This window comes from Acinetobacter suaedae, from assembly GCF_008630915.1.
Lineage (GTDB): Bacteria > Pseudomonadota > Gammaproteobacteria > Pseudomonadales > Moraxellaceae > Acinetobacter > Acinetobacter suaedae.
This window is the reverse complement of record NZ_CP043909.1, coordinates 3337003-3355855: the sequence shown is the minus strand read 5'-3', so window position 1 is coordinate 3355855 and position 18853 is coordinate 3337003. Positions and strand designations below refer to the sequence as shown.

Genomic DNA, 18853 nt, shown 5'->3' with positions numbered 1-18853 from the left:
TATAATATCTGCCAATTTACTCCTTTGTGTTTGGCGTAAGTCGAGACACTGCCCTCTTTTTTTATCAAGTTTTGGAAAAGCCAATGAATGCGGTCGCAACAGATAGCCAACCTTTAGTCGGGATTATCATGGGTTCTCAATCAGATTGGGCAACACTTGAACATACCGCTAACATGCTCAAACAATTGGGTGTGCCTTTTGAAGCTGAAGTGGTTTCTGCGCACCGTACACCAGATCGTTTATTTGAATATGCTGAAACAGCACGTGACCGTGGTATCCAAGTGATTATTGCAGGTGCTGGTGGTGCGGCACATTTACCAGGAATGTGTGCAGCAAAAACTGATTTGCCTGTGCTGGGTGTACCTGTTAAATCTTCGATTTTAAACGGTGTAGATTCATTACTTTCGATTGTACAAATGCCTGCAGGTATTGCAGTAGGTACATTGGCGATTGGTCAAGCGGGTGCAACCAATGCAGCGATCATGGCAGCGCAAATTCTGGGTTTAACACGTCCTGAGATCGCAAAAAATGTTGCAGATTTCCGTACTGCGCAAACTGAGAAAGTGTCGAGCAAAAATATCCCTGGTCAAGTGTAACGAGGCCAATCATGAATAAAACCATCGGTATTTTTGGTGGCGGACAACTTGGGCGCATGATGGCGCAAGCAGCTCTGCCACTGAATATTCAATGTAGCTTTTTTGAAGCAGAAACAGATTGCCCAGCGGCGATTTTAGGTCCAGTCTTTTCAAGTAAAAATGAGCATGCCTTGCAGGATTTTATTGCCAGTGCAGATGTATTTAGCCTTGAATTTGAAAACACGCCTGTTGCGGATGTGGACGTTTTGACACAAACCAAAACTTTACACCCTCCTCGCCTTGCTTTAGCAACAGCACAGAATCGTTTGGCTGAAAAATCCTTATTTGATGAATTAGGTATTCCTGTTGCGCCGTATCGTGCAGTAGATAGCTTAGACAGCTTAAAACAAGCAGTAACTGATCTAGGTTTGCCAATCGTTTTAAAAACCGTAACTGGTGGCTACGATGGTAAAGGTCAATTTGTTCTACGTTCAGAAGATCAGATTGATACAGCTTGGGTTGAGCTTGGACCTGCGAAAAGCTTAATCGCTGAAAGTTTTGTGAAATTCAGTCGTGAAGTATCGATTATTGCGGTACGTGGTCAAGATGGTGATGTCAAAACATGGGCATTGGCAGAAAACCACCATCACAATGGTATTTTGTCGCACTCGATTGTTCCTGCGCCAAATAGCACCGATTTACAACCTGTTGCACAAGACTACATCACACGTTTGTTGAATCATCTCAACTATGTAGGTGTATTGACGCTTGAATTGTTTGTGACAGAACAAGGTTTATATGCCAATGAAATGGCATGTCGTGTCCACAACTCTGGTCACTGGTCAATTGAAGGTGCAATTTGCTCGCAATTTGAAAACCATATTCGTGCAGTTGCAGGCTTGCCACTCGGTGCAACTGATGTGGTGCGTCCGACAGTCATGGTAAATATTATTGGGCAACATCCAAAATCTGAGGATGTTTTAGCACTCAAAGGTGCACATTTGCATCTATATAATAAATCTGAACGTGAAGGTCGTAAGTTAGGGCATATTACTTTGATGCCGAATAATCGCGATGAGTTAACGTCATTGTGTCGTCAGCTAGCTAAAATTCTACCTGTACCATTGGCATTAACAGATGAGATGACCATCTAACTTATCCACAGGACATGAAAAGCGATCTTCGGATCGCTTTTTTTATTACTTTAAATTCATAAAATAAAAGATATATCAAAAAGCGTGTGTGGATAACTTTTCTTCAAACTTTGAATTTAAATATTGTCTGTTTGTTTTGAATTTAAAACTTTGATTTGAGTGGGCGTATTGCTTTAAATTCAAAAATCAAAGCGTTTTAAATTTAAAAGTTTGAATGTGGTTAAGTTTTGAATTTAAAGTTGTGGTTTGTGGATATCTATTTGATCTGAAACAATAGAGTTTAAGTCTATTTCTTTATTTTTTATAAATGTATGGTGGAAAAATGAATTCATTAGTGGTTGCTGTTTTTGAATTTAAATAATGGTATGCGCCACACAGCTACTTTTGAATTCAAAATATAGATGCTATCTGTTTTTAAATTTAAAAGAAAAGATACTTTTGAATTTAAATCTTATGTTTTAAATTTAAAACTCAATTATGAATTCAAAAATTACGATTTCAAACGTTGTAACGTTAATGATCGTGTTATGTTAATTCTGAAATTTAAATTCAAAAATATGGTTTAGACATCATGTACCGTTTTTCTAGTTTTCTAGGCGCTGCCTTATTGACCTTATCTTATAATGCGCATGCAGAGTTGATTATCAATGGCGCAAAAGTTTCAACGACAAAAACAACGCCTGCAGTAAGCAATACCAGTACATTTAGCCCAACACGTGATTTTCAAAGCTGCTTAGCAGGTTTACGATCTCAAGCAATTTCTTCAGGTGTGTCTGGTGCAATCTATGATCGTTATACCCAAAATCTAAGTGCGGATTATTCAGTGATTGATCGTTTGAATTATCAGCCAGAGTTTTCTACACCGATTTGGGATTATTTATCAGGTTTGGTTGATAATGAGCGCGTACAAGCAGGGCAACAAAAACTTGCGCAACATCGTGATGTGCTTAGACGTGTAGAACAAGCTTACGGCGTGCCTGCTGAAACAGTGGTTGCGGTTTGGGGTGTCGAAAGTAACTATGGTGATATTTCTGGTCGATATCCTTTATTACAGGCATTAGGTACATTGAGCTGTGAAGGCCGTCGTCAAAGTTATTTCCGTGGTGAATTTTTTGCCACCATGCGTATTTTGCAACGAGGTGATGTGACTCAAGACCAACTTTATGGTTCTTGGGCAGGAGCATTTGGTCACACCCAATTTATGCCATCTACTTATGAGCGTTTAGCCGTAGATTTTGACGGTGATGGTCGCCGTGATCTCGTATCGAGTATTCCAGATGCTTTGGCTTCGACAGCAAACTTCTTAAAACGTGCTGGATGGCAAACAGGCATGCCTTGGGGCTTTGAAGTGAAAATTCCACAAGGTATGTCGATTTCTGGTGAAAGTCGTCGTAATAAAAAGTCACTCAATAGTTGGATTGCACAGGGCGTAACACGTGCAGATGGAACGGCGTTAATCCAAGGGAATTTGACTGGAAGTACACAAGCTGGTTTGATTTCGCCAGCAGGTGCGAATGGTCCATTATTTCTAGTGTTTAGAAATTTTGATGCGATATATAGCTATAACGCTGCTGAAAGTTATGGTTTGGCAATTGCACATTTGTCTGATCGTCTGCGTGGTGGAACACCATTTTTAACGGCATGGCCTACAGATGATGCGGGAACATCAAGAGCAGAACGTCGTGAAATTCAACAATTTCTGATTCAACGTGGTTATGACATTGGTGCAGTTGATGGTTTGATCGGCGATAAAAGTCGTCAAGCCATTCGTCAAGAGCAAACTCGTTTGGGCTTAAATCCAACAGGACGAGCAGGGCAGAAAATTTTACGTGCTTTCCGTCAAGAACAAGCACGAAAAATGATGCAATAAGCTAATTATGCGAAAAGGTCTGCCAAGTGCAGACCTTTTTTATGGCGCAGCGTCTAATTTGACGGCTTCTAAAATATCAAAAATAACCGCCGTAACATCCTGACTCAGATCTCGATCATTAAAAATTTCATAAGCCGTAATCGTCACATCAGTATCACTTGGCAGTTGTTTTTGTTCTTCTTCGATTAAATGTTCAATTGGAAGTAATGTTTGTTTCACTTCCAAATGTAATATCTCATCATGAGGCACATTTTCATCTTCTAATTCAACAATTTGTTCGTTGAAATAAGGAATCAAAATCGAGTGAAGAAAAGGGCTAATATCTTCAATATTTAGGATTTCGATATCACGAGTCTGCTCAATCGTACTGATGTGGTCATTCACTTCAATGAGGATATGATAATAACTCATGCTGATCTCCATTTAGATTAAGATGATGCGTTCACACCACAATAACATGAATAAATCAAAACTATCGACCCATTCTTGTTATCTCATAAAAACATCAGCTTAAACGATTCATCCTCAGTGAGACAAGCCCAATAACGCCAAATCCGTATCAGTTAATTTAAAGTTTTTGCTGTCTTGTTCTTTGATGCGAGGATACATTAAAGATTTTGGATCTTGAGTATGTTTCAGACCTAAAGCATGTCCGAATTCATGTGCTAAGGTGAGACGTAAATCATCAATTGAAGAAAACTCATAAATAAAGATTTGTTTTCCCTGAAATTGTCCTTTGTGCAAAACTTGTGGCGTAAAAGTTTGATTAAATTGTTCTATAGCTTGTGTGAGTTGCTGATAGAGTTGTTTAGATTTTTCAGTTTGAGAATCAAGTTGTTGGGTAAGATTTTGATGTTGTTTGAGGTTTTGTTGGTATGTTAAAGACTGAACTTGATATTTGTGTTTTAGAGATTCAAGCTGTGCTTTTGAAAAAGCAACTTGTCTCTTCAGCTCTTGTAGTTGTTCATTCTCATTTAACCAGGTTTGTTGCTGTTGTTCCAATTGATGTAAATTTTTGGAACGTTTCATACTACGAATTTGACGTTGATCCATCACCAAATGAATCGAAAAGTCAGCATTTGGATCATAAACGAAATAATTTTGCCCAGTATTCTTTTCCCAAATTGCAGCAGCTTGCTTGCTGATTTCAATCATTTGTTGTTTAGAGAGATTTAAACGAGGATCAAAATCAGCAATACGGTAATGCAGTGGATGATTTGTACCATATTTTATTGGGGTAGAATCAGAAATAGTGGAAATCTGAGCAAAGGCTGTTACATGGCCAAACATGAAAGCACATGTTGCCAATAGGAGAGGGAGCAAACGCATAATAGGGGAGATAAAACAAGAAAAAGGCCGTATTTTAATGTGCTTTTATGATTAGTCAATTTAATGAATTGTATTTAGAAATACAGACTTAAAGAATATTTATAGAAATTTAATAAAGATACAAATGTATAAATATTGAGCTTAGAATGAGAGGATCAACTTAGGATTAGTTGGTTTTTTAATCGAAAATAACATTGGAACAGATATTTAATTTTTATGGTTTAGGAATTTGAACATGAAATTTAGGATAAAAAACTAGATGATTTGTCTTTGGTGATGCCTAAAAATTATTTTCTATTTCATTTAATATGGAAAATTGTTTGTTTGATAAATAATCAGTTTTGTTGGGGATTTTTAATTCTATCTGTGATTAATAGATGGCTTTAACTAGGGCTTTATCACTATGTGTTAGCGCAAAGCGCTGCAAATTTTGTTGTTGGATCACAGGATACATAAGTGAAGTTGGATCATCGGTGTGCGGTAAGCCTAAAGCATGCCCAAATTCGTGTGCCAGCGTTAAACGAAGATCATCCGTTGAACTAAATTCATAAATCATGATCTGTTTGCCATTAAAATTTCCTTTATGGAATAGACGTGGTTTGAATACTTGATTGAATCGCTGTGCTGAGGAAACAAGCAGCTGATTATTCTCGTTTAATTTATTAATTTCTTGATTGATTTGTTGAGCTTTTAAGTTGTGTAGATTTACTTCTTGTTGTAAAGCTTTGGCCTGTTGATATAAGGCTTGCTGACGTTGTACAAGCTGATCTGCTAAGAATTTTGATGATGAACGTTGTTGGTTAAAGCGTTGTACATCTGCATTATATTGCTGAAATTGGGCGGCGAGTTGAGTTTGTCTTATCGTAAGCAACGCATTTTTCGTTTCAAGGTCCGTTTTATCTTGCTGTAATTTTTGATTTTGATGCTCCCATTGTTGTTGCTGTTGATGAAGTTGATCAAGATTTTGGAGGCGATAATGACTTTGTTGTTGCCGTTCATCATAAACTAGATGGATGCTAAAAGTAGCGTTAGGATCATAAATGAAATGTTGTTTACCTGTTTCTTGGTGCCAAATATCTGCTGCTTGTTGGGTAAGTTGAATCACTTGCTGCATGCTCAAATTAAAGCGAGGATCAACCTCTGCAACACGATAAAATATAGGTGTTTGAATTGTTTTGTGATGATGCGTATGTGGGGTGTTTTGAGCATGACTTTGTTGAGGTATTCCCATGTAAGAACATGTAACGGTACAGAGCGCTATAATTAAATTTCGCATGGTCTTTTCCCCAAAATAAAACTTATTTTTGGGTAAATTTTTAGACTGGTCAAAATGCTATCTAATTAATAAATAAAATAAAAATTGTGATTTTATTAGAAGAAAGGAAATAATAGATCGAATAATATACAGAATGTAAAATCCAGAATTCTTCGAATTTTTCTTTTATAAGTTTATAAAAATCAATTAATTAATTTTTATTGTGCGGATTCATCAATAAAACATGTAGAAAAACGCCCAATTGTTATCTTTTGTAAAAAAAATTAAAAACTGAAAAGCTTTTTACATTTAGATGAAAAATTGTTTATTTGTGACATTAAAGGTCGCTGGTTGTTTTAGCTGTGAGTTATATATTTGCTTATCTTAACGTATCAGAAGTAGTTGAAGTCTTGTGACAAGTTCTATAAAACAGTCCGAGATTTTATGGTATCTATCTCGCCTTCAGTAGGTCACGATCTGTTTGGGTTAAGCGAAAGTCAGTAAAGTTTTGTTCTTTCAAGATCGGGTGCATTAATGCTGTGGGGTCATCAGTATGTTGTAATCCTAATGCATGGCCAAACTCGTGTGCGAGAGTTAAGCGTAAATCATCTATGGATTCAAATTCATAGATAATAATCTGTTTCCCGTTAAATAGACCTTTATGAAATAAGTGAGGTTGAAATCGTTGTTTGTATTCTTTGACCGAATCATGTAATTGTTGGTCAAGCGCATTAAGTTCATCAACCTTTTGATTTAATTTACTTATTTTCTGATTAAATTCACTCACTTCCTGTTTTAATGTTTCTATATTGTACTGTAAGTTTTGCTGTTTTTCTTTGAGATGCTGTTGATAAGCACCTGTCATCGGGTTGAGATGCGCAGTTCTTTTCTCTTGATTATATTGTTGGATTTGCTGATCTAGTTGTTGACGTTTTAAGTTTAGATATTGTTTGGTTTCGAGTAGTTCTTGTTCAATATGATCTAGTTGCTGTTTTTTATTTCGCCATTGCTGTTGATTTGCTTCAAGCTGGTTCAAGTGAGTGCGACGCTGCTCACTTTCAATTTGTCGCTCATCATAGATCAAATGAATGGCTAATTGCGCATTGGGGTCATATACAAAGTAATCTCGACCAGTTCCATCTTTCCAAATTTTAGCTGCTTGTTGGCTAATTTCTTGTACTTGTTCTAGGCTGAGTTTAAAACGAGGATCAACTTCTGCAATGCGATAGCGAAGGCGTGTATCAAAAGGATGCGTCATGCGATCAAGCAGGGAGTTAAATTTGAGTTGAGGGTGCTGATGGCTTTGATAGCCAGACCATAAAATGAGGAGGAGTAATCCTAAAAAAAACAACAAACGGACCATTTTACTTTCTTCTGAAATTACGACGCTCAATTGAGTTAAATAATCGTGCTTGCTGCTCAGACTATAACAAAAAAATAGCAAGTATCGGAAAATGATATCATCCCATTACTGATTTTTGCTTTAATGCCTTAAATTAAATGAATAAATAAAAAGATCAAGGAATAAAAATGCTGAAATATTTACTCAAAAAACCTGATATAACATGGTCAGCCATGTCACCAGCCTTAGCTAGTACTGAGAGTTTAGCCATTAAATATTTAGGTACAGCGGGTTTTATCCTTTCAGATCGTAATCGTACAGTCGTACTTGATCCTTTTATTAGTCGTCCTAGTCTATGGCATACATTGACTCAACCTTTACTCAGTGATCCAGGATTGGTTCAACAATATATCCCACATGCAGATGACGTGTTAATTGGACATGCACATTATGATCATATCTTGGATGCGCCTGAAGTATGTAAACAAACAGGGGCACGATTAATTGGTGCTCGAGCGAGTTTAATGTATGCACGATCGGCAGGTTTGTCTGAACAGCAAATGCTTGAAACAAAAGGACGGGAAATTATTGAATGTGGTAAATGGCAAGTTGTTGGGTTGCCTTCGATTCATGGCAAAGCCCTTTTTGGTCGTGTTCCTTTACCAGGTGATATGACCACACCGCCACCTTATCCACCGAAATTTCATCACCTACGGCATGGTCAAGTGTTTAATTGGTGGATTAATACAGGCAAATTGACTGTAGTACATATTGATTCAGCTGATTTTATTGAACAAGAATTGCAGGGGAGACAGGCAGATATTGTTTGCTTATGTGCCATTGGGCGTAAATATCGTCCAAACTATGTTAAGGATGTCGTAAGACTCCTCAAGCCAAAATATATTATTCCGTGTCATTGGGATACGATGGTAACGCCGATTGATCAACCACCACAATTATTACCTGGTGTGAATATTCCTGAGTTTTTAGACGAAATTAAAGCTTGTGGAGTAGAGCCATTATTTATGCCGATTTTGGGTGAATTGTATTTTGATCAAGCTACAGAAGTTTAATGCATAAAAAAACCGCGCATTCGCGCGGTTTTTTTAAAGAGACAAATTATTTTTTGTCATCTTTTACTTCAGTGAACTCAGCATCTACAACGCCATCGTCCGCTTTTTGTTGTTGACCAGCATCACCACCTTGGAATGCATTTGGATCAAAACCTTCTGCGCCACCAGCACCCTGTGCTTGTTCATAAGCACGTTGAGTGATAGGCATCAAGATGTTTTGTAAAGCTTCAGTTTTTGCTTTGATTGCTTCAACATCATTTTCTTTAGTTGCTGCTTCAAGCTCAGAAACCGCAGTAGCGATTGCAGTTTTTTCATCTTCAGTCACTTTGTCACCAAGATCTTTCACTGCTTTATTTGAGCTAGCAACTAAAGCATCTGCTTCGTTACGTGCTTTTGCTAGTTCTTCGAACTTACGATCTTCTTCAGCATTCGCTTCAGCATCTTTAATCATCGCTTCGATTTCAGCATCAGATAAACCTGAGTTTGCTTTAATCTGAATCGATTGCTCTTTACCAGTACTCTTGTCTTTCGCAGACACTTTCAAAATACCATCGGCATTGATGTCAAATGATACTTCAATTTGTGGCACACCACGTGGAGCAGGTGGGATGTCGCCTAACTGGAAGTTACCCAACAATTTGTTTTGTTGAGCCATCTTACGTTCACCTTGGTAAACTGAAATATCTACTGCAGGTTGGTTGTCAGCTGCTGTAGAGAACACTTGTGATTTCTTCGCAGGAATCGTAGTGTTTTTCTCAATGATTGGTGTTAATACACCACCCATTGTTTCAATACCAAGTGTTAATGGTGTTACATCAAGAAGTAATACGTCATTCTTGTCACCAGACAATACTGCACCTTGAATTGCCGCACCGATTGCAACTGCTTCGTCTGGGTTCACGTCTTTACGTGGCTCTTTACCGAAGAATTCTTGTACTTTTTGTTGTACAAGCGGCATACGAGACTGACCGCCCACCAAGATGACGTCAGAGATGTCAGATGTTGAAAGACCTGCATCTTTAAGTGCAATTTTACATGGCTCAATCGTACGAGCAACGAGATCAGCAACCAAAGCTTCCAATTTTGCACGCGTTACGTTGATCACTAAGTGTTTAGGACCAGTCGCATCAGCAGTGATGTATGGAAGGTTGATTTCAGTTGCATTTGATGAAGAAAGCTCGATTTTTGCTTTTTCAGCTGCTTCTTTCAAACGTTGTAACGCAAGTGGATCATTTTTCAAGTTCACACTTTGTTCTTTCTTAAATTCTTCAACTAAGAATTCAATCAATGCGTTATCAAAGTCTTCACCACCAAGGAAAGTATCACCGTTCGTTGATAACACTTCGATTTGTTGGTCACCATCAAGGTCTGCGATTTCAATGATTGATACGTCAAAAGTACCACCACCTAAGTCGTAAACTGCAACTTTACGGTCGCCTTCTTTTTTGTCCATACCGAACGCAAGTGCCGCAGCAGTTGGTTCGTTAATGATACGTTTAACATCTAGACCCGCGATTTTACCTGCATCTTTTGTCGCTTGACGTTGCGCATCATTAAAGTAAGCAGGAACAGTGATCACAGCTTCAGTCACTGTTTCACCTAAATAGTCTTCTGCAGTTTTCTTCATCTTTTTCAAGATTTCAGCAGAGATCTGTTGAGGTGCTAATTTTTTATCGTTTACTTCAACCCAAGCATCGCCATTGTCAGCTTTGATGATTTTGTATGGTACAAGACCGATATCTTTTTGTACCGCTTGATCTTCGTAGCGACGACCGATTAAACGCTTGATTGCGAATAATGTATTTTTTGGATTGGTTACAGCCTGACGTTTAGCTGATTGACCAACTAAGATTTCACCATCTTTATATGCAATGATTGATGGAGTTGTGCGTGCGCCTTCAGCGTTTTCAATTACTTTTACTTTATCGCCTTCAAGTACAGCAACACATGAGTTGGTAGTACCTAAGTCAATACCAATAATTTTTGCCATTTGGTGTGTTCCTCTAAAATTTTGTGAATCCCCGATTTCTCCAATGATAAGGGAGAGTCAAAAGGGGATTTGCTTGTTATTCGATATGAGAGTCAATCGTTTTTTTTCAAGCATTTTTATGAAAAAAAACTGAAAAACACTCAAATTCTTTCATTCTGAGCAAATAAACGTGCTGTTCTCGCAGATTATTGACCTACCATAACCATAGCAGGGCGCAATAAGCGGCCATTTAAGGTATAGCCTTTTTGTAAAACGGTACCGATTTCATTCGCTTTTGCATTTGGATCAATACCAACAGCTTGGTGTAAATCTGCGTTGAAACCATTTTTGGTATCAGCTTCTACAACGCCAAATTTCTCGAGAGTTGTTAAAAGTGACTTCAAGGTTAACTTAACACCTTCAAGTACCGGCGTTTCTTCATCACCAGCTGCCTGAATTGCACGTTCGAGATTATCGACAGAGTCCAATAATTCTTTGGCAAATTTTTCCAGCACAGTATCTTTGTGCTTTTCAGATTCACGTTGGATACGTTCTACACTCTTTTGTGCTTCATACACAGCATTCGCTGTACGTGCTTTTTCTAATTTCAAGCTTTCTTCAAGTTTGGTGATCTGCGCTTGTAAATCTTCAACGCTAAGCTCGTTTGCTTGCTCTACACCTTCAGCTTGAGTTTGTTCAGCCTGTTGCTCATTTTGAATGTCTTGAGCTTGCTCATTGTGCTCATTAGCCATTGATGATCTCCGTTTAAAAAAGTTCTCAAACATGTACAGTCCTTTTGGCGTGAATGCTCATCGGGTTAAACCTGAACTGTCACATCTTGGTCATTCATAGATACGGATGAGGTATGGGCAAGACGACAAAATTCAAGCGTTCAGGTCAATTTAAATCTTTTAATTTTGCTGATTTAAGTAAAAACTTAGATTTTCGATCACAAAAGCAATAAATTCTTGAGTGATTTTGGGTAAATGTTGTCTAGAAGCATAGACTAACGACAAGGTGAGATCAGGTGCTGAAAAATCTGTAAATACCTGTTGCAAGCGTTGTTGAGCAATATCTTGGCGTACCAGTAAAGTCGGAAGCATGGCAATTCCTTCTGCTTTGAGACACATTTGATAAAGCGCAATCACATCATTGCTTTTAAACGTAACATTTAACGGGTAGTTCTGTGGTTGCTGATCTGTATCAAACAAAGTCCAGTACTGATTATGGGTATGATGGGCAATACATTCATGCTGAATCAGTTGGCTTGGGTGAGACAGGGGAGTGTGATCTTGTAAATAATGTGGATGCGCGCAAAAGATCGATTCAATCTGACAGACAGGTCGGGCAATTAAACCCTCTGCCACTTTTTGGGTGATTCGTAAGGCAAGATCGACCTGAGCATCCATCAAATCAACGGTATTTTCTGTCAGGTATACATCAAAGTGAATTTGTGGATATCGCTTTTTGAATTGTTTGATACATTCATTCACACCAAGCTGAAATAAAAACAAACCGCAAGTAAAACGAATTGTACCGCTATGTTGTTCAGGGGCGGCTAAACCTTCTAAAAGCTGTTGCTGTTGCAAAATATTTTCACAATAGACCAATGCTTTTTCGCCCGCTGGTGTAAGTGAAACTTTACGTGTATTACGTTGAAACAGTCGCGTTGAAAATGTGGCTTCAAGGTGCTCTAAATAGCGAGAGACCATGGCTTTTGAGTAGTTCAAATGTTCTGCTGCTTTACTCAGATTACCTTGATGAGCAATACACACAAAGACTTGGATGGCTTTTAATGTATCCATGTTTATTATCATTGTTGCAAGATATGCAACATTTTATCTTAATTTAGGGTGTTTATTTGGCAATAATTGCAACTTAAAGTGCTTCTTATCAGATAGGAGACATATAAATGAATTTTAAACCTTATGTATTAACACTGACAGCGTTGGCTGTAACCTCAACGAGCTTTGCGCAAGATTTAAAAATCCAAAATTTCTTAGCAAAACCTGAACACTTTGGCGTAACTTCAACCTTGATTGAAGGTGATAAAGAAATGTTATTGGTCAATGCGCAATTTTCTAAATCAGAAGCTTTACGAATTGCTGCAGATATTCTGGATAGTGGTAAAACCTTAAAAACGATTTTTGTGAGTTATGGTGATCCAGATTTTTACTTTGGTTTAGATGTCTTTAAGCAATATTTCCCAAATGTTCAGATTATTGCAACACCTGAAACCGTTAAGCATATCCAAGATACGCAAGCACTAAAAGTAGCGTATTGGGGACCAAAGATGGGAGCCAATGCGCCGAGCAAAATTATTGTTCCGCAGCCTTATACGGCTAAAACTTTAAAAATCGAAAACGAGAACATCGAAATTAAGGGTAAAAAAGAGCTGACCTATTTATGGATTCCAAGTGCTAAAGCTGTTGTTGGTGGGATTCCTGTATCTTCTGGTATTCATTTATGGATGGCAGATACACCAACTACAAAAGATCGTAATGAAGTCGTACAAGTTTTGGAAAATATTAAAGCGTTAAATCCTCAAGTGGTTGTGCCTGCACATATGAAGGCAGGTGCAGCTGAAGGTTTAGATGCGGTTAATTTTTCAATCGATTATCTAAAACAATATGAGAAGGCGGTTAAGGTGACGAAGAACTCGGCTGAGTTAATCCAAATGATGCAAAAACAGTATCCGCTCTTAGGTGAGTCAAGTAGTCTTGAGTTGGGTGCTAAAGTGGTTAAAAGTGAAATGCAGTGGCCATAATCCAGCAGCAAATATAAGTAAAAACCGTGGCTTCCCACGGTTTTTTATTTGTTCTACATTTATTTTTAATCAAAATTACGCAATTGTAATCTTATAAGATGATTGTGCAGTGTTTATATGAATTATAAAAATATAAGTTGATGAGATTATTAGTCTTTAAAAAATGAAGAGGATTACATTAAGTTGTTAAATTAATAGTTATTTGTCTCTTTAGTTTGAGTCGAGAGGAGCGTGAATTATAAAGTGAATTGATTTAATAAAAATTGCAAAAATCTCCTGTATAAATAACAAACTGCAACTAATCCTCATCACGTCCAAGGAAAAAATTGTGAATCATAGGCAACGCAAAGACAACTTTGCTTTTTGTCATAATGAAAGGAAATACGCAATGAAAAAGTTAGCATTGATCTCTATGGTTGTATCAGGTGTTGCATTAACAGCAGTAGGTTGTTCAACTCAAGGTGGTTTAGAAGCATCAGGTTCAGCACAAACAAGTGCAAGTCCAGCTGGTGTTCAAGGCGGCGTTGATATTCAAGCGAATACATCTATGGGTGTTGATCATAGCGGTGCATCAGCAGATGTATCTGGCGCAGTAGATGCTGAAGCTTCAGCTCAGTAATTTATAGGCTACACCTTAACACAATCGATTATCATATTGATGCCAATAGATTTATTGAACCATATACTGCTATATATGAAGTGTTAAGTGAGCTGAATGAATTGAAAAAACTAGAATCATTGGATTGATTCTAGTTTTTTTATTTTTGATCTAGATTTTTTGTTGCGATAAGAAATTTGCCAAACTGACATTAAAAAAAATCAATCCTGCCTATACATTCATTCTTAAAATCGTAATGATGATATGACACAAATAAAAGTGTATATCGAAATTTTGAAGGAAAATGTATGAAGCAATTTGTTCTGATCTCAGTACTAGGTCTTACTATCAGCACAATGGTCGGGTGTGTTTCAGTAGAAGCAACGGGCTCTACAAATGTTGGTGTTGGTTCTCATGGTGTTCAAACCGGTGGCGGGGTCAAGGCACAGGTTCAACCTGGACAAGTTGGTGTCAATATTTCGGGTTCAGCTGCAGCAGGCCGTAAATAAATTTGTGTCTATAAAACTCAAAAGTAATTATCCAATACTTTTGAGTTTTTGTTATATACAGAGAAAAGTGGTCAATTGACCTAAATAATGATCATCGGTAAGCATAATGGTTAATGACTTTTAAAAACCAAGGCTATAGCGTACAAAATATTTTTAAATTCTTGATCTGTCGCTTTGGATAAGCATATAGTCGAGAGGAAAAGAACGATGGATAGCGTAAAAGGGGACTCAAAGTGACGGCATTACCTCAAAAAATACAAACCATTTTAGATCATGGGCAAGGTCCTGCTGCACGAGCACTTGATAAATTACCTACATTTGTACAAGAGTCTTTAGCTAAGATTCTAGGTTACCCACATCAATATCCAGATTTAGATGCATTTACTAAATGTTTGATGGCGGTCCAAATTAAACAAGGACGCATTGGTTTTCTGGGTGATGATCCAATTGAATCTCGACGCCAATTTGATGCGCAGATGCTTGCCATACTCAATAAGTCAACATTTATTGAGTCTGTTGAGGATATTCGTTTGCCTTTACAAAGCGGTACAGTATTCGCAAGACATTATCATCCGGCACCTAATAAGAAACTGCCAATGATCGTGTTCTATCATGGTGGTGGTTTTGTAGTTGGTGGTTTAGATACACATGATGAAGCATGTCGCCTCATTGCCAAGTATGCAAAGGTTCAAGTCATGAGTATTGATTATCCTCTTGCACCTGAGGCCTCACCTAAACTACTTATTCAATCATGTGAAGATGCTTTGGCATGGGTGTATCAAAATCGTCGTCAGTTAAAAATCTATAAAAATCGTATCGCAGTTGCGGGGGATAGTGCCGGCGGAAATATCAGTACCGTTGTTTCACAGCATTCAGTAGGTAAGGCCTATGCGCCTCAAGCACAGTTACTTATTTATCCAACGGTCGATTTTAAAAGTAGACATCCATCATTTTATGCTTATGGTGAAGGTTTGGTACTGACCAGTAAAGATGTGGACTATGTGACAGCGTATTATGCCACCCAACATAATATTGCTTTAGATAACCCATTAATTTCTCCAACCTATGGTGGTCTAAGAAAGCTTGCACCTGCTTATGTGATTACCGCAGGACATGATTTACTCCATGATGAAGGTGAAATTTATAGCCATAAGCTTAGACAAAATGGCGTTAAAGTGAAGTACATTGATTATCCAGACCAAACACATGGCTTTATCAACTTAACGCCTATTTCATCGAAAGCAAGACGTAATACCATCGAAATTGCACGGAACTTTAGAAAGTTCTGGGATAAGCACAGTTAAGTTACCACTTAAAATAGTGCTATGTTTCACGTGGAACATGGCACTTAACAAATAAAAATAGTAAAGATCAGTGTGCAAAACTAAAATTACGCTTCACGGTTAAATCTATTCTTAGACTGAGAATGTAGAGATGAAAAAGTTATTTATTACGGCAAGTTTATTACTCGCAAGCAGCCATCTATTTGCAAATACCATGGTTGAAATGAAAACGAGCATGGGGAATATCGAAATTGAACTTTTTGATGATAAGGCACCTGTTTCGGCAAAAAACTTTGAAAGTTATGTGAAAAGCAACTTTTACACAGGTACGATCTTTCATCGCGTGATTCCTGGCTTTATGGTTCAGGGCGGTGGGTTAGATGCCAATATGGTAGAAAAGACAACCAAAGCACCAATTGTAAATGAAGCAAGCAATGGTCTGAAAAATACACGTGGTACTTTAGCTATGGCACGTACGCGAGATCCTAATTCTGCAACGAGTCAATTTTTTATTAATGTTGCAGATAATAATTTTCTAAACCGATCAGCAATGGATGCTGGTTATGCAGTTTTTGGCAAGGTGACTAAAGGCATGGAGGTCGTTGATAAAATCGTAAATGTGCCTACAGGCAATCAAGGATTACATCAAAATGTACCTAAACAACCTGTTAAAATTATCAGTGTTCAAATAAAGAGCAAAAAGTAAAAAGCCAAAGTAGAAATGTAAATATAATTTTTCTAATTATATTTCATGTATTTATACTTATTTTTGTGCGATAGCCAATGTTTTTTCGCACAAAAAAAGAACACTTGGTGGGGTTGGGTTTTAAAAAAGCTTGCACGCCTTAAAAAAACTCCTATAATGCACCACATCCTGACGCGATACACGAAAATATCTTAGCTTACAGGGTTAAGATGATAGGTAGTGTTTTGCGTTAATTTCTTGCTGACGAAGTAAGAAGTTAATCATTAAGAGAATAGAAGAACAACTTGTGTGGATTTTTACTGGTTGATCGATCGAATATATTTTCATTGATTAATTGGTTTAAATTTCTCGAAGTTTATTTGAGCGAATATTAAGTCAGTAATTGATGAGCCAGAATTGGCACCTTGTCTTAACTAAGGTGCAAATGATTTTAACTGAAGAGTTTGATCATGGCTCAGATTGAACGCTGGCGGCAGGCTTAACACATGCAAGTCGAGCGGGGGAAGGTGCTTCGGTACTGGACCTAGCGGCGGACGGGTGAGTAATGCTTAGGAATCTGCCTATTAGTGGGGGACAACATTCCGAAAGGAATGCTAATACCGCATACGTCCTACGGGAGAAAGCAGGGGATCTTCGGACCTTGCGCTAATAGATGAGCCTAAGTCGGATTAGCTAGTTGGTGGGGTAAAGGCCTACCAAGGCGACGATCTGTAGCGGGTCTGAGAGGATGATCCGCCACACTGGGACTGAGACACGGCCCAGACTCCTACGGGAGGCAGCAGTGGGGAATATTGGACAATGGGGGGAACCCTGATCCAGCCATGCCGCGTGTGTGAAGAAGGCCTTATGGTTGTAAAGCACTTTAAGCGAGGAGGAGGCTTACCAAGCTAATATCTTGGATAAGTGGACGTTACTCGCAGAATAAGCACCGGCTAACTCTGTGCCAGCAGCCGCGGTAATACAGAGGGTGCGAGCGTTAATCGGATTTACTGGGCGTAAAGCGTGCGTAGGCGGCCATTTAAGTCAAATGTGAAATCCCCGAGCTTAACTTGGGAATTGCATTCGATACTGGATGGCTAGAGTATGGGAGAGGATGGTAGAATTCCAGGTGTAGCGGTGAAATGCGTAGAGATCTGGAGGAATACCGATGGCGAAGGCAGCCATCTGGCCTAATACTGACGCTGAGGTACGAAAGCATGGGGAGCAAACAGGATTAGATACCCTGGTAGTCCATGCCGTAAACGATGTCTACTAGCCGTTGGGGCCTTTGAGGCTTTAGTGGCGCAGCTAACGCGATAAGTAGACCGCCTGGGGAGTACGGTCGCAAGACTAAAACTCAAATGAATTGACGGGGGCCCGCACAAGCGGTGGAGCATGTGGTTTAATTCGATGCAACGCGAAGAACCTTACCTGGCCTTGACATACTAGAAACTTTCCAGAGATGGATTGGTGCCTTCGGGAATCTAGATACAGGTGCTGCATGGCTGTCGTCAGCTCGTGTCGTGAGATGTTGGGTTAAGTCCCGCAACGAGCGCAACCCTTTTCCTTACTTGCCAGCATTTCGGATGGGAACTTTAAGGATACTGCCAGTGACAAACTGGAGGAAGGCGGGGACGACGTCAAGTCATCATGGCCCTTACGGCCAGGGCTACACACGTGCTACAATGGTCGGTACAAAGGGTTGCTACCTAGCGATAGGATGCTAATCTCAAAAAGCCGATCGTAGTCCGGATTGGAGTCTGCAACTCGACTCCATGAAGTCGGAATCGCTAGTAATCGCGGATCAGAATGCCGCGGTGAATACGTTCCCGGGCCTTGTACACACCGCCCGTCACACCATGGGAGTTTGTTGCACCAGAAGTAGCTAGCCTAACTGCAAAGAGGGCGGTTACCACGGTGTGGCCGATGACTGGGGTGAAGTCGTAACAAGGTAGCCGTAGGGGAACCTGCGGCTGGATCACCTCCTTAACGAAAGATTGGTGACTGGTAAGAATCCACAACAAGTTGTTCTTCGAAGATGTATCTGAGGGTCTGTAGCTCAGTTGGTTAGAGCACACGCTTGATAAGCGTGGGGTCACAAGTTCAAGTCTTGTCAGACCCACCACTACTGACGAAGTGATGAATAATCACAAGCTGCTAGATAAAAAGATATATCGTTCATGATGATTGTAAGCTGGGGACTTAGCTTAGTTGGTAGAGCGCCTGCTTTGCACGCAGGAGGTCAGGAGTTCGACTCTCCTAGTCTCCACCACGTACTTTACGAAGTACGAGCTAAAGATTACAGAACTTAGTAAGTTAAACGCTTATTAACTTCTGTGATTTATCACAGTTTACTGCAAGCTGACGAGGCTGTAGTTAATCATTAACAGATTAGTAGAATTGAGTCTGAAATAAATTGTTCACTCAATTCATTCGAAAGAATG

At 38.9% G+C, this 18853-nt stretch carries 15 protein-coding genes, 2 tRNA genes, 1 rRNA gene and 1 pseudogene; 12 read left to right on the top strand and 7 right to left on the bottom strand.

Annotated features, from left to right (window positions below; all coding sequences use genetic code 11):
• Positions 1-83: 83 nt before the first annotated feature.
• From purE to F2A31_RS15640, 3 genes are all read left to right on the top strand, one after another.
• Positions 84-596, top strand: coding sequence for a 5-(carboxyamino)imidazole ribonucleotide mutase (gene purE / locus F2A31_RS15650; RefSeq protein ID WP_005055397.1), 513 nt, complete (start codon positions 84-86; stop codon positions 594-596).
• A gap of 11 nt (positions 597-607) precedes the next feature.
• Entirely contained in the window at positions 608-1729 is a 1122-nt protein-coding gene (locus tag F2A31_RS15645; RefSeq protein WP_150027537.1) for a 5-(carboxyamino)imidazole ribonucleotide synthase, read from the top strand.
• A 571-nt stretch (positions 1730-2300) separates the two neighbouring features.
• Positions 2301-3599 (top strand): lytic murein transglycosylase, encoded by a 1299-nt coding sequence (locus F2A31_RS15640; RefSeq protein ID WP_150027535.1) that lies wholly within the window; start codon positions 2301-2303, stop codon positions 3597-3599.
• 39 nt (positions 3600-3638) lie between these two features.
• Here F2A31_RS15640 and F2A31_RS15635 read toward each other — a convergent pair whose 3' ends face one another.
• The 4 genes from F2A31_RS15635 to F2A31_RS15620 all read right to left on the bottom strand — a co-directional run bounded on the left by F2A31_RS15635 (position 3639) and on the right by F2A31_RS15620 (position 7546).
• Positions 3639-4022: a hypothetical protein gene (locus F2A31_RS15635; RefSeq protein WP_008942558.1), complete on the bottom strand. Its 384-nt coding sequence runs from the start codon at positions 4020-4022 to the stop codon at positions 3639-3641.
• Between the two features lie 102 nt (positions 4023-4124).
• On the bottom strand, positions 4125-4928 hold the full coding sequence (locus F2A31_RS15630; protein ID WP_150027533.1) for a matrixin family metalloprotease: 804 nt from the start codon (positions 4926-4928) through the stop codon (positions 4125-4127).
• A 370-nt stretch (positions 4929-5298) separates the two neighbouring features.
• A complete protein-coding gene (locus F2A31_RS15625; RefSeq protein ID WP_150027531.1) occupies positions 5299-6204 on the bottom strand; it encodes a matrixin family metalloprotease in 906 nt (301 codons plus the stop codon).
• A gap of 430 nt (positions 6205-6634) precedes the next feature.
• Positions 6635-7546: a matrixin family metalloprotease gene (locus F2A31_RS15620; RefSeq protein WP_150027529.1), complete on the bottom strand. Its 912-nt coding sequence runs from the start codon at positions 7544-7546 to the stop codon at positions 6635-6637.
• A 167-nt stretch (positions 7547-7713) separates the two neighbouring features.
• Between F2A31_RS15620 and F2A31_RS15615 the strand changes: the two genes are divergently transcribed.
• The gene (locus F2A31_RS15615) at positions 7714-8598 is read left to right on the top strand and encodes an MBL fold metallo-hydrolase (protein WP_150027527.1); all 885 of its coding nucleotides are present in this window, start codon (positions 7714-7716) and stop codon (positions 8596-8598) included.
• A 46-nt stretch (positions 8599-8644) separates the two neighbouring features.
• On the opposite strand, the gene dnaK is transcribed toward F2A31_RS15615, so the two are convergent.
• From dnaK to F2A31_RS15600, 3 genes and pseudogenes are all read right to left on the bottom strand, one after another.
• A complete protein-coding gene (gene dnaK, locus F2A31_RS15610) occupies positions 8645-10588 on the bottom strand; it encodes a molecular chaperone DnaK (RefSeq protein WP_150027525.1) in 1944 nt (647 codons plus the stop codon).
• 185 nt (positions 10589-10773) lie between these two features.
• Complete coding sequence (gene grpE, locus F2A31_RS15605) at positions 10774-11319, bottom strand: nucleotide exchange factor GrpE (RefSeq protein ID WP_150027524.1); 546 nt, start codon at positions 11317-11319, stop codon at positions 10774-10776.
• Positions 11320-11464: 145 nt separating this feature from the next.
• A pseudogene (locus tag F2A31_RS15600) lies at positions 11465-12372 on the bottom strand (LysR family transcriptional regulator).
• Positions 12373-12479: 107 nt separating this feature from the next.
• Here F2A31_RS15600 and F2A31_RS15595 point away from each other — a divergent pair.
• From F2A31_RS15595 to F2A31_RS15560, 8 genes are all read left to right on the top strand, one after another.
• Entirely contained in the window at positions 12480-13334 is an 855-nt protein-coding gene (locus tag F2A31_RS15595; RefSeq protein WP_150027520.1) for an MBL fold metallo-hydrolase, read from the top strand.
• A 388-nt stretch (positions 13335-13722) separates the two neighbouring features.
• Entirely contained in the window at positions 13723-13953 is a 231-nt protein-coding gene (locus F2A31_RS15590; protein ID WP_150027518.1) for a hypothetical protein, read from the top strand.
• Positions 13954-14240: 287 nt separating this feature from the next.
• Positions 14241-14441 (top strand): hypothetical protein, encoded by a 201-nt coding sequence (locus F2A31_RS15585; RefSeq protein ID WP_150027516.1) that lies wholly within the window; start codon positions 14241-14243, stop codon positions 14439-14441.
• Between the two features lie 233 nt (positions 14442-14674).
• On the top strand, positions 14675-15745 hold the full coding sequence (locus tag F2A31_RS15580; protein WP_150027514.1) for an alpha/beta hydrolase: 1071 nt from the start codon (positions 14675-14677) through the stop codon (positions 15743-15745).
• A gap of 130 nt (positions 15746-15875) precedes the next feature.
• On the top strand, positions 15876-16430 hold the full coding sequence (locus F2A31_RS15575; RefSeq protein ID WP_150027512.1) for a peptidylprolyl isomerase: 555 nt from the start codon (positions 15876-15878) through the stop codon (positions 16428-16430).
• A 431-nt stretch (positions 16431-16861) separates the two neighbouring features.
• Positions 16862-18398, top strand: a 16S ribosomal RNA gene (locus tag F2A31_RS15570).
• A 59-nt stretch (positions 18399-18457) separates the two neighbouring features.
• Positions 18458-18534: transfer RNA gene (locus F2A31_RS15565), tRNA-Ile, on the top strand.
• A gap of 71 nt (positions 18535-18605) precedes the next feature.
• A tRNA-Ala gene (locus F2A31_RS15560) sits at positions 18606-18681 on the top strand.
• Positions 18682-18853 lie beyond the last annotated feature (172 nt).

What these genes read in the sequence shown, in the direction of transcription:
- F2A31_RS15625 (WP_150027531.1), bottom strand. Translation starts at nt 6,204, where the DNA reads ATGCGAAATTTAATTATAGCGCTCTGTACCGTTACATGTTCTTACATG.
- F2A31_RS15585 (WP_150027516.1), top strand. Translation starts at nt 14,241, where the DNA reads ATGAAGCAATTTGTTCTGATCTCAGTACTAGGTCTTACTATCAGCACA.
- F2A31_RS15635 (WP_008942558.1), bottom strand. Translation starts at nt 4,022, where the DNA reads ATGGAGATCAGCATGAGTTATTATCATATCCTCATTGAAGTGAATGAC.
- F2A31_RS15630 (WP_150027533.1), bottom strand. Translation starts at nt 4,928, where the DNA reads ATGCGTTTGCTCCCTCTCCTATTGGCAACATGTGCTTTCATGTTTGGC.
- F2A31_RS15620 (WP_150027529.1), bottom strand. Translation starts at nt 7,546, where the DNA reads ATGGTCCGTTTGTTGTTTTTTTTAGGATTACTCCTCCTCATTTTATGG.
- F2A31_RS15590 (WP_150027518.1), top strand. Translation starts at nt 13,723, where the DNA reads ATGAAAAAGTTAGCATTGATCTCTATGGTTGTATCAGGTGTTGCATTA.
- F2A31_RS15640 (WP_150027535.1), top strand. Translation starts at nt 2,301, where the DNA reads ATGTACCGTTTTTCTAGTTTTCTAGGCGCTGCCTTATTGACCTTATCT.
- purE (WP_005055397.1), top strand. Translation starts at nt 84, where the DNA reads ATGAATGCGGTCGCAACAGATAGCCAACCTTTAGTCGGGATTATCATG.
- F2A31_RS15615 (WP_150027527.1), top strand. Translation starts at nt 7,714, where the DNA reads ATGCTGAAATATTTACTCAAAAAACCTGATATAACATGGTCAGCCATG.
- F2A31_RS15595 (WP_150027520.1), top strand. Translation starts at nt 12,480, where the DNA reads ATGAATTTTAAACCTTATGTATTAACACTGACAGCGTTGGCTGTAACC.
- dnaK (WP_150027525.1), bottom strand. Translation starts at nt 10,588, where the DNA reads ATGGCAAAAATTATTGGTATTGACTTAGGTACTACCAACTCATGTGTT.
- F2A31_RS15645 (WP_150027537.1), top strand. Translation starts at nt 608, where the DNA reads ATGAATAAAACCATCGGTATTTTTGGTGGCGGACAACTTGGGCGCATG.
- F2A31_RS15575 (WP_150027512.1), top strand. Translation starts at nt 15,876, where the DNA reads ATGAAAAAGTTATTTATTACGGCAAGTTTATTACTCGCAAGCAGCCAT.
- grpE (WP_150027524.1), bottom strand. Translation starts at nt 11,319, where the DNA reads ATGGCTAATGAGCACAATGAGCAAGCTCAAGACATTCAAAATGAGCAA.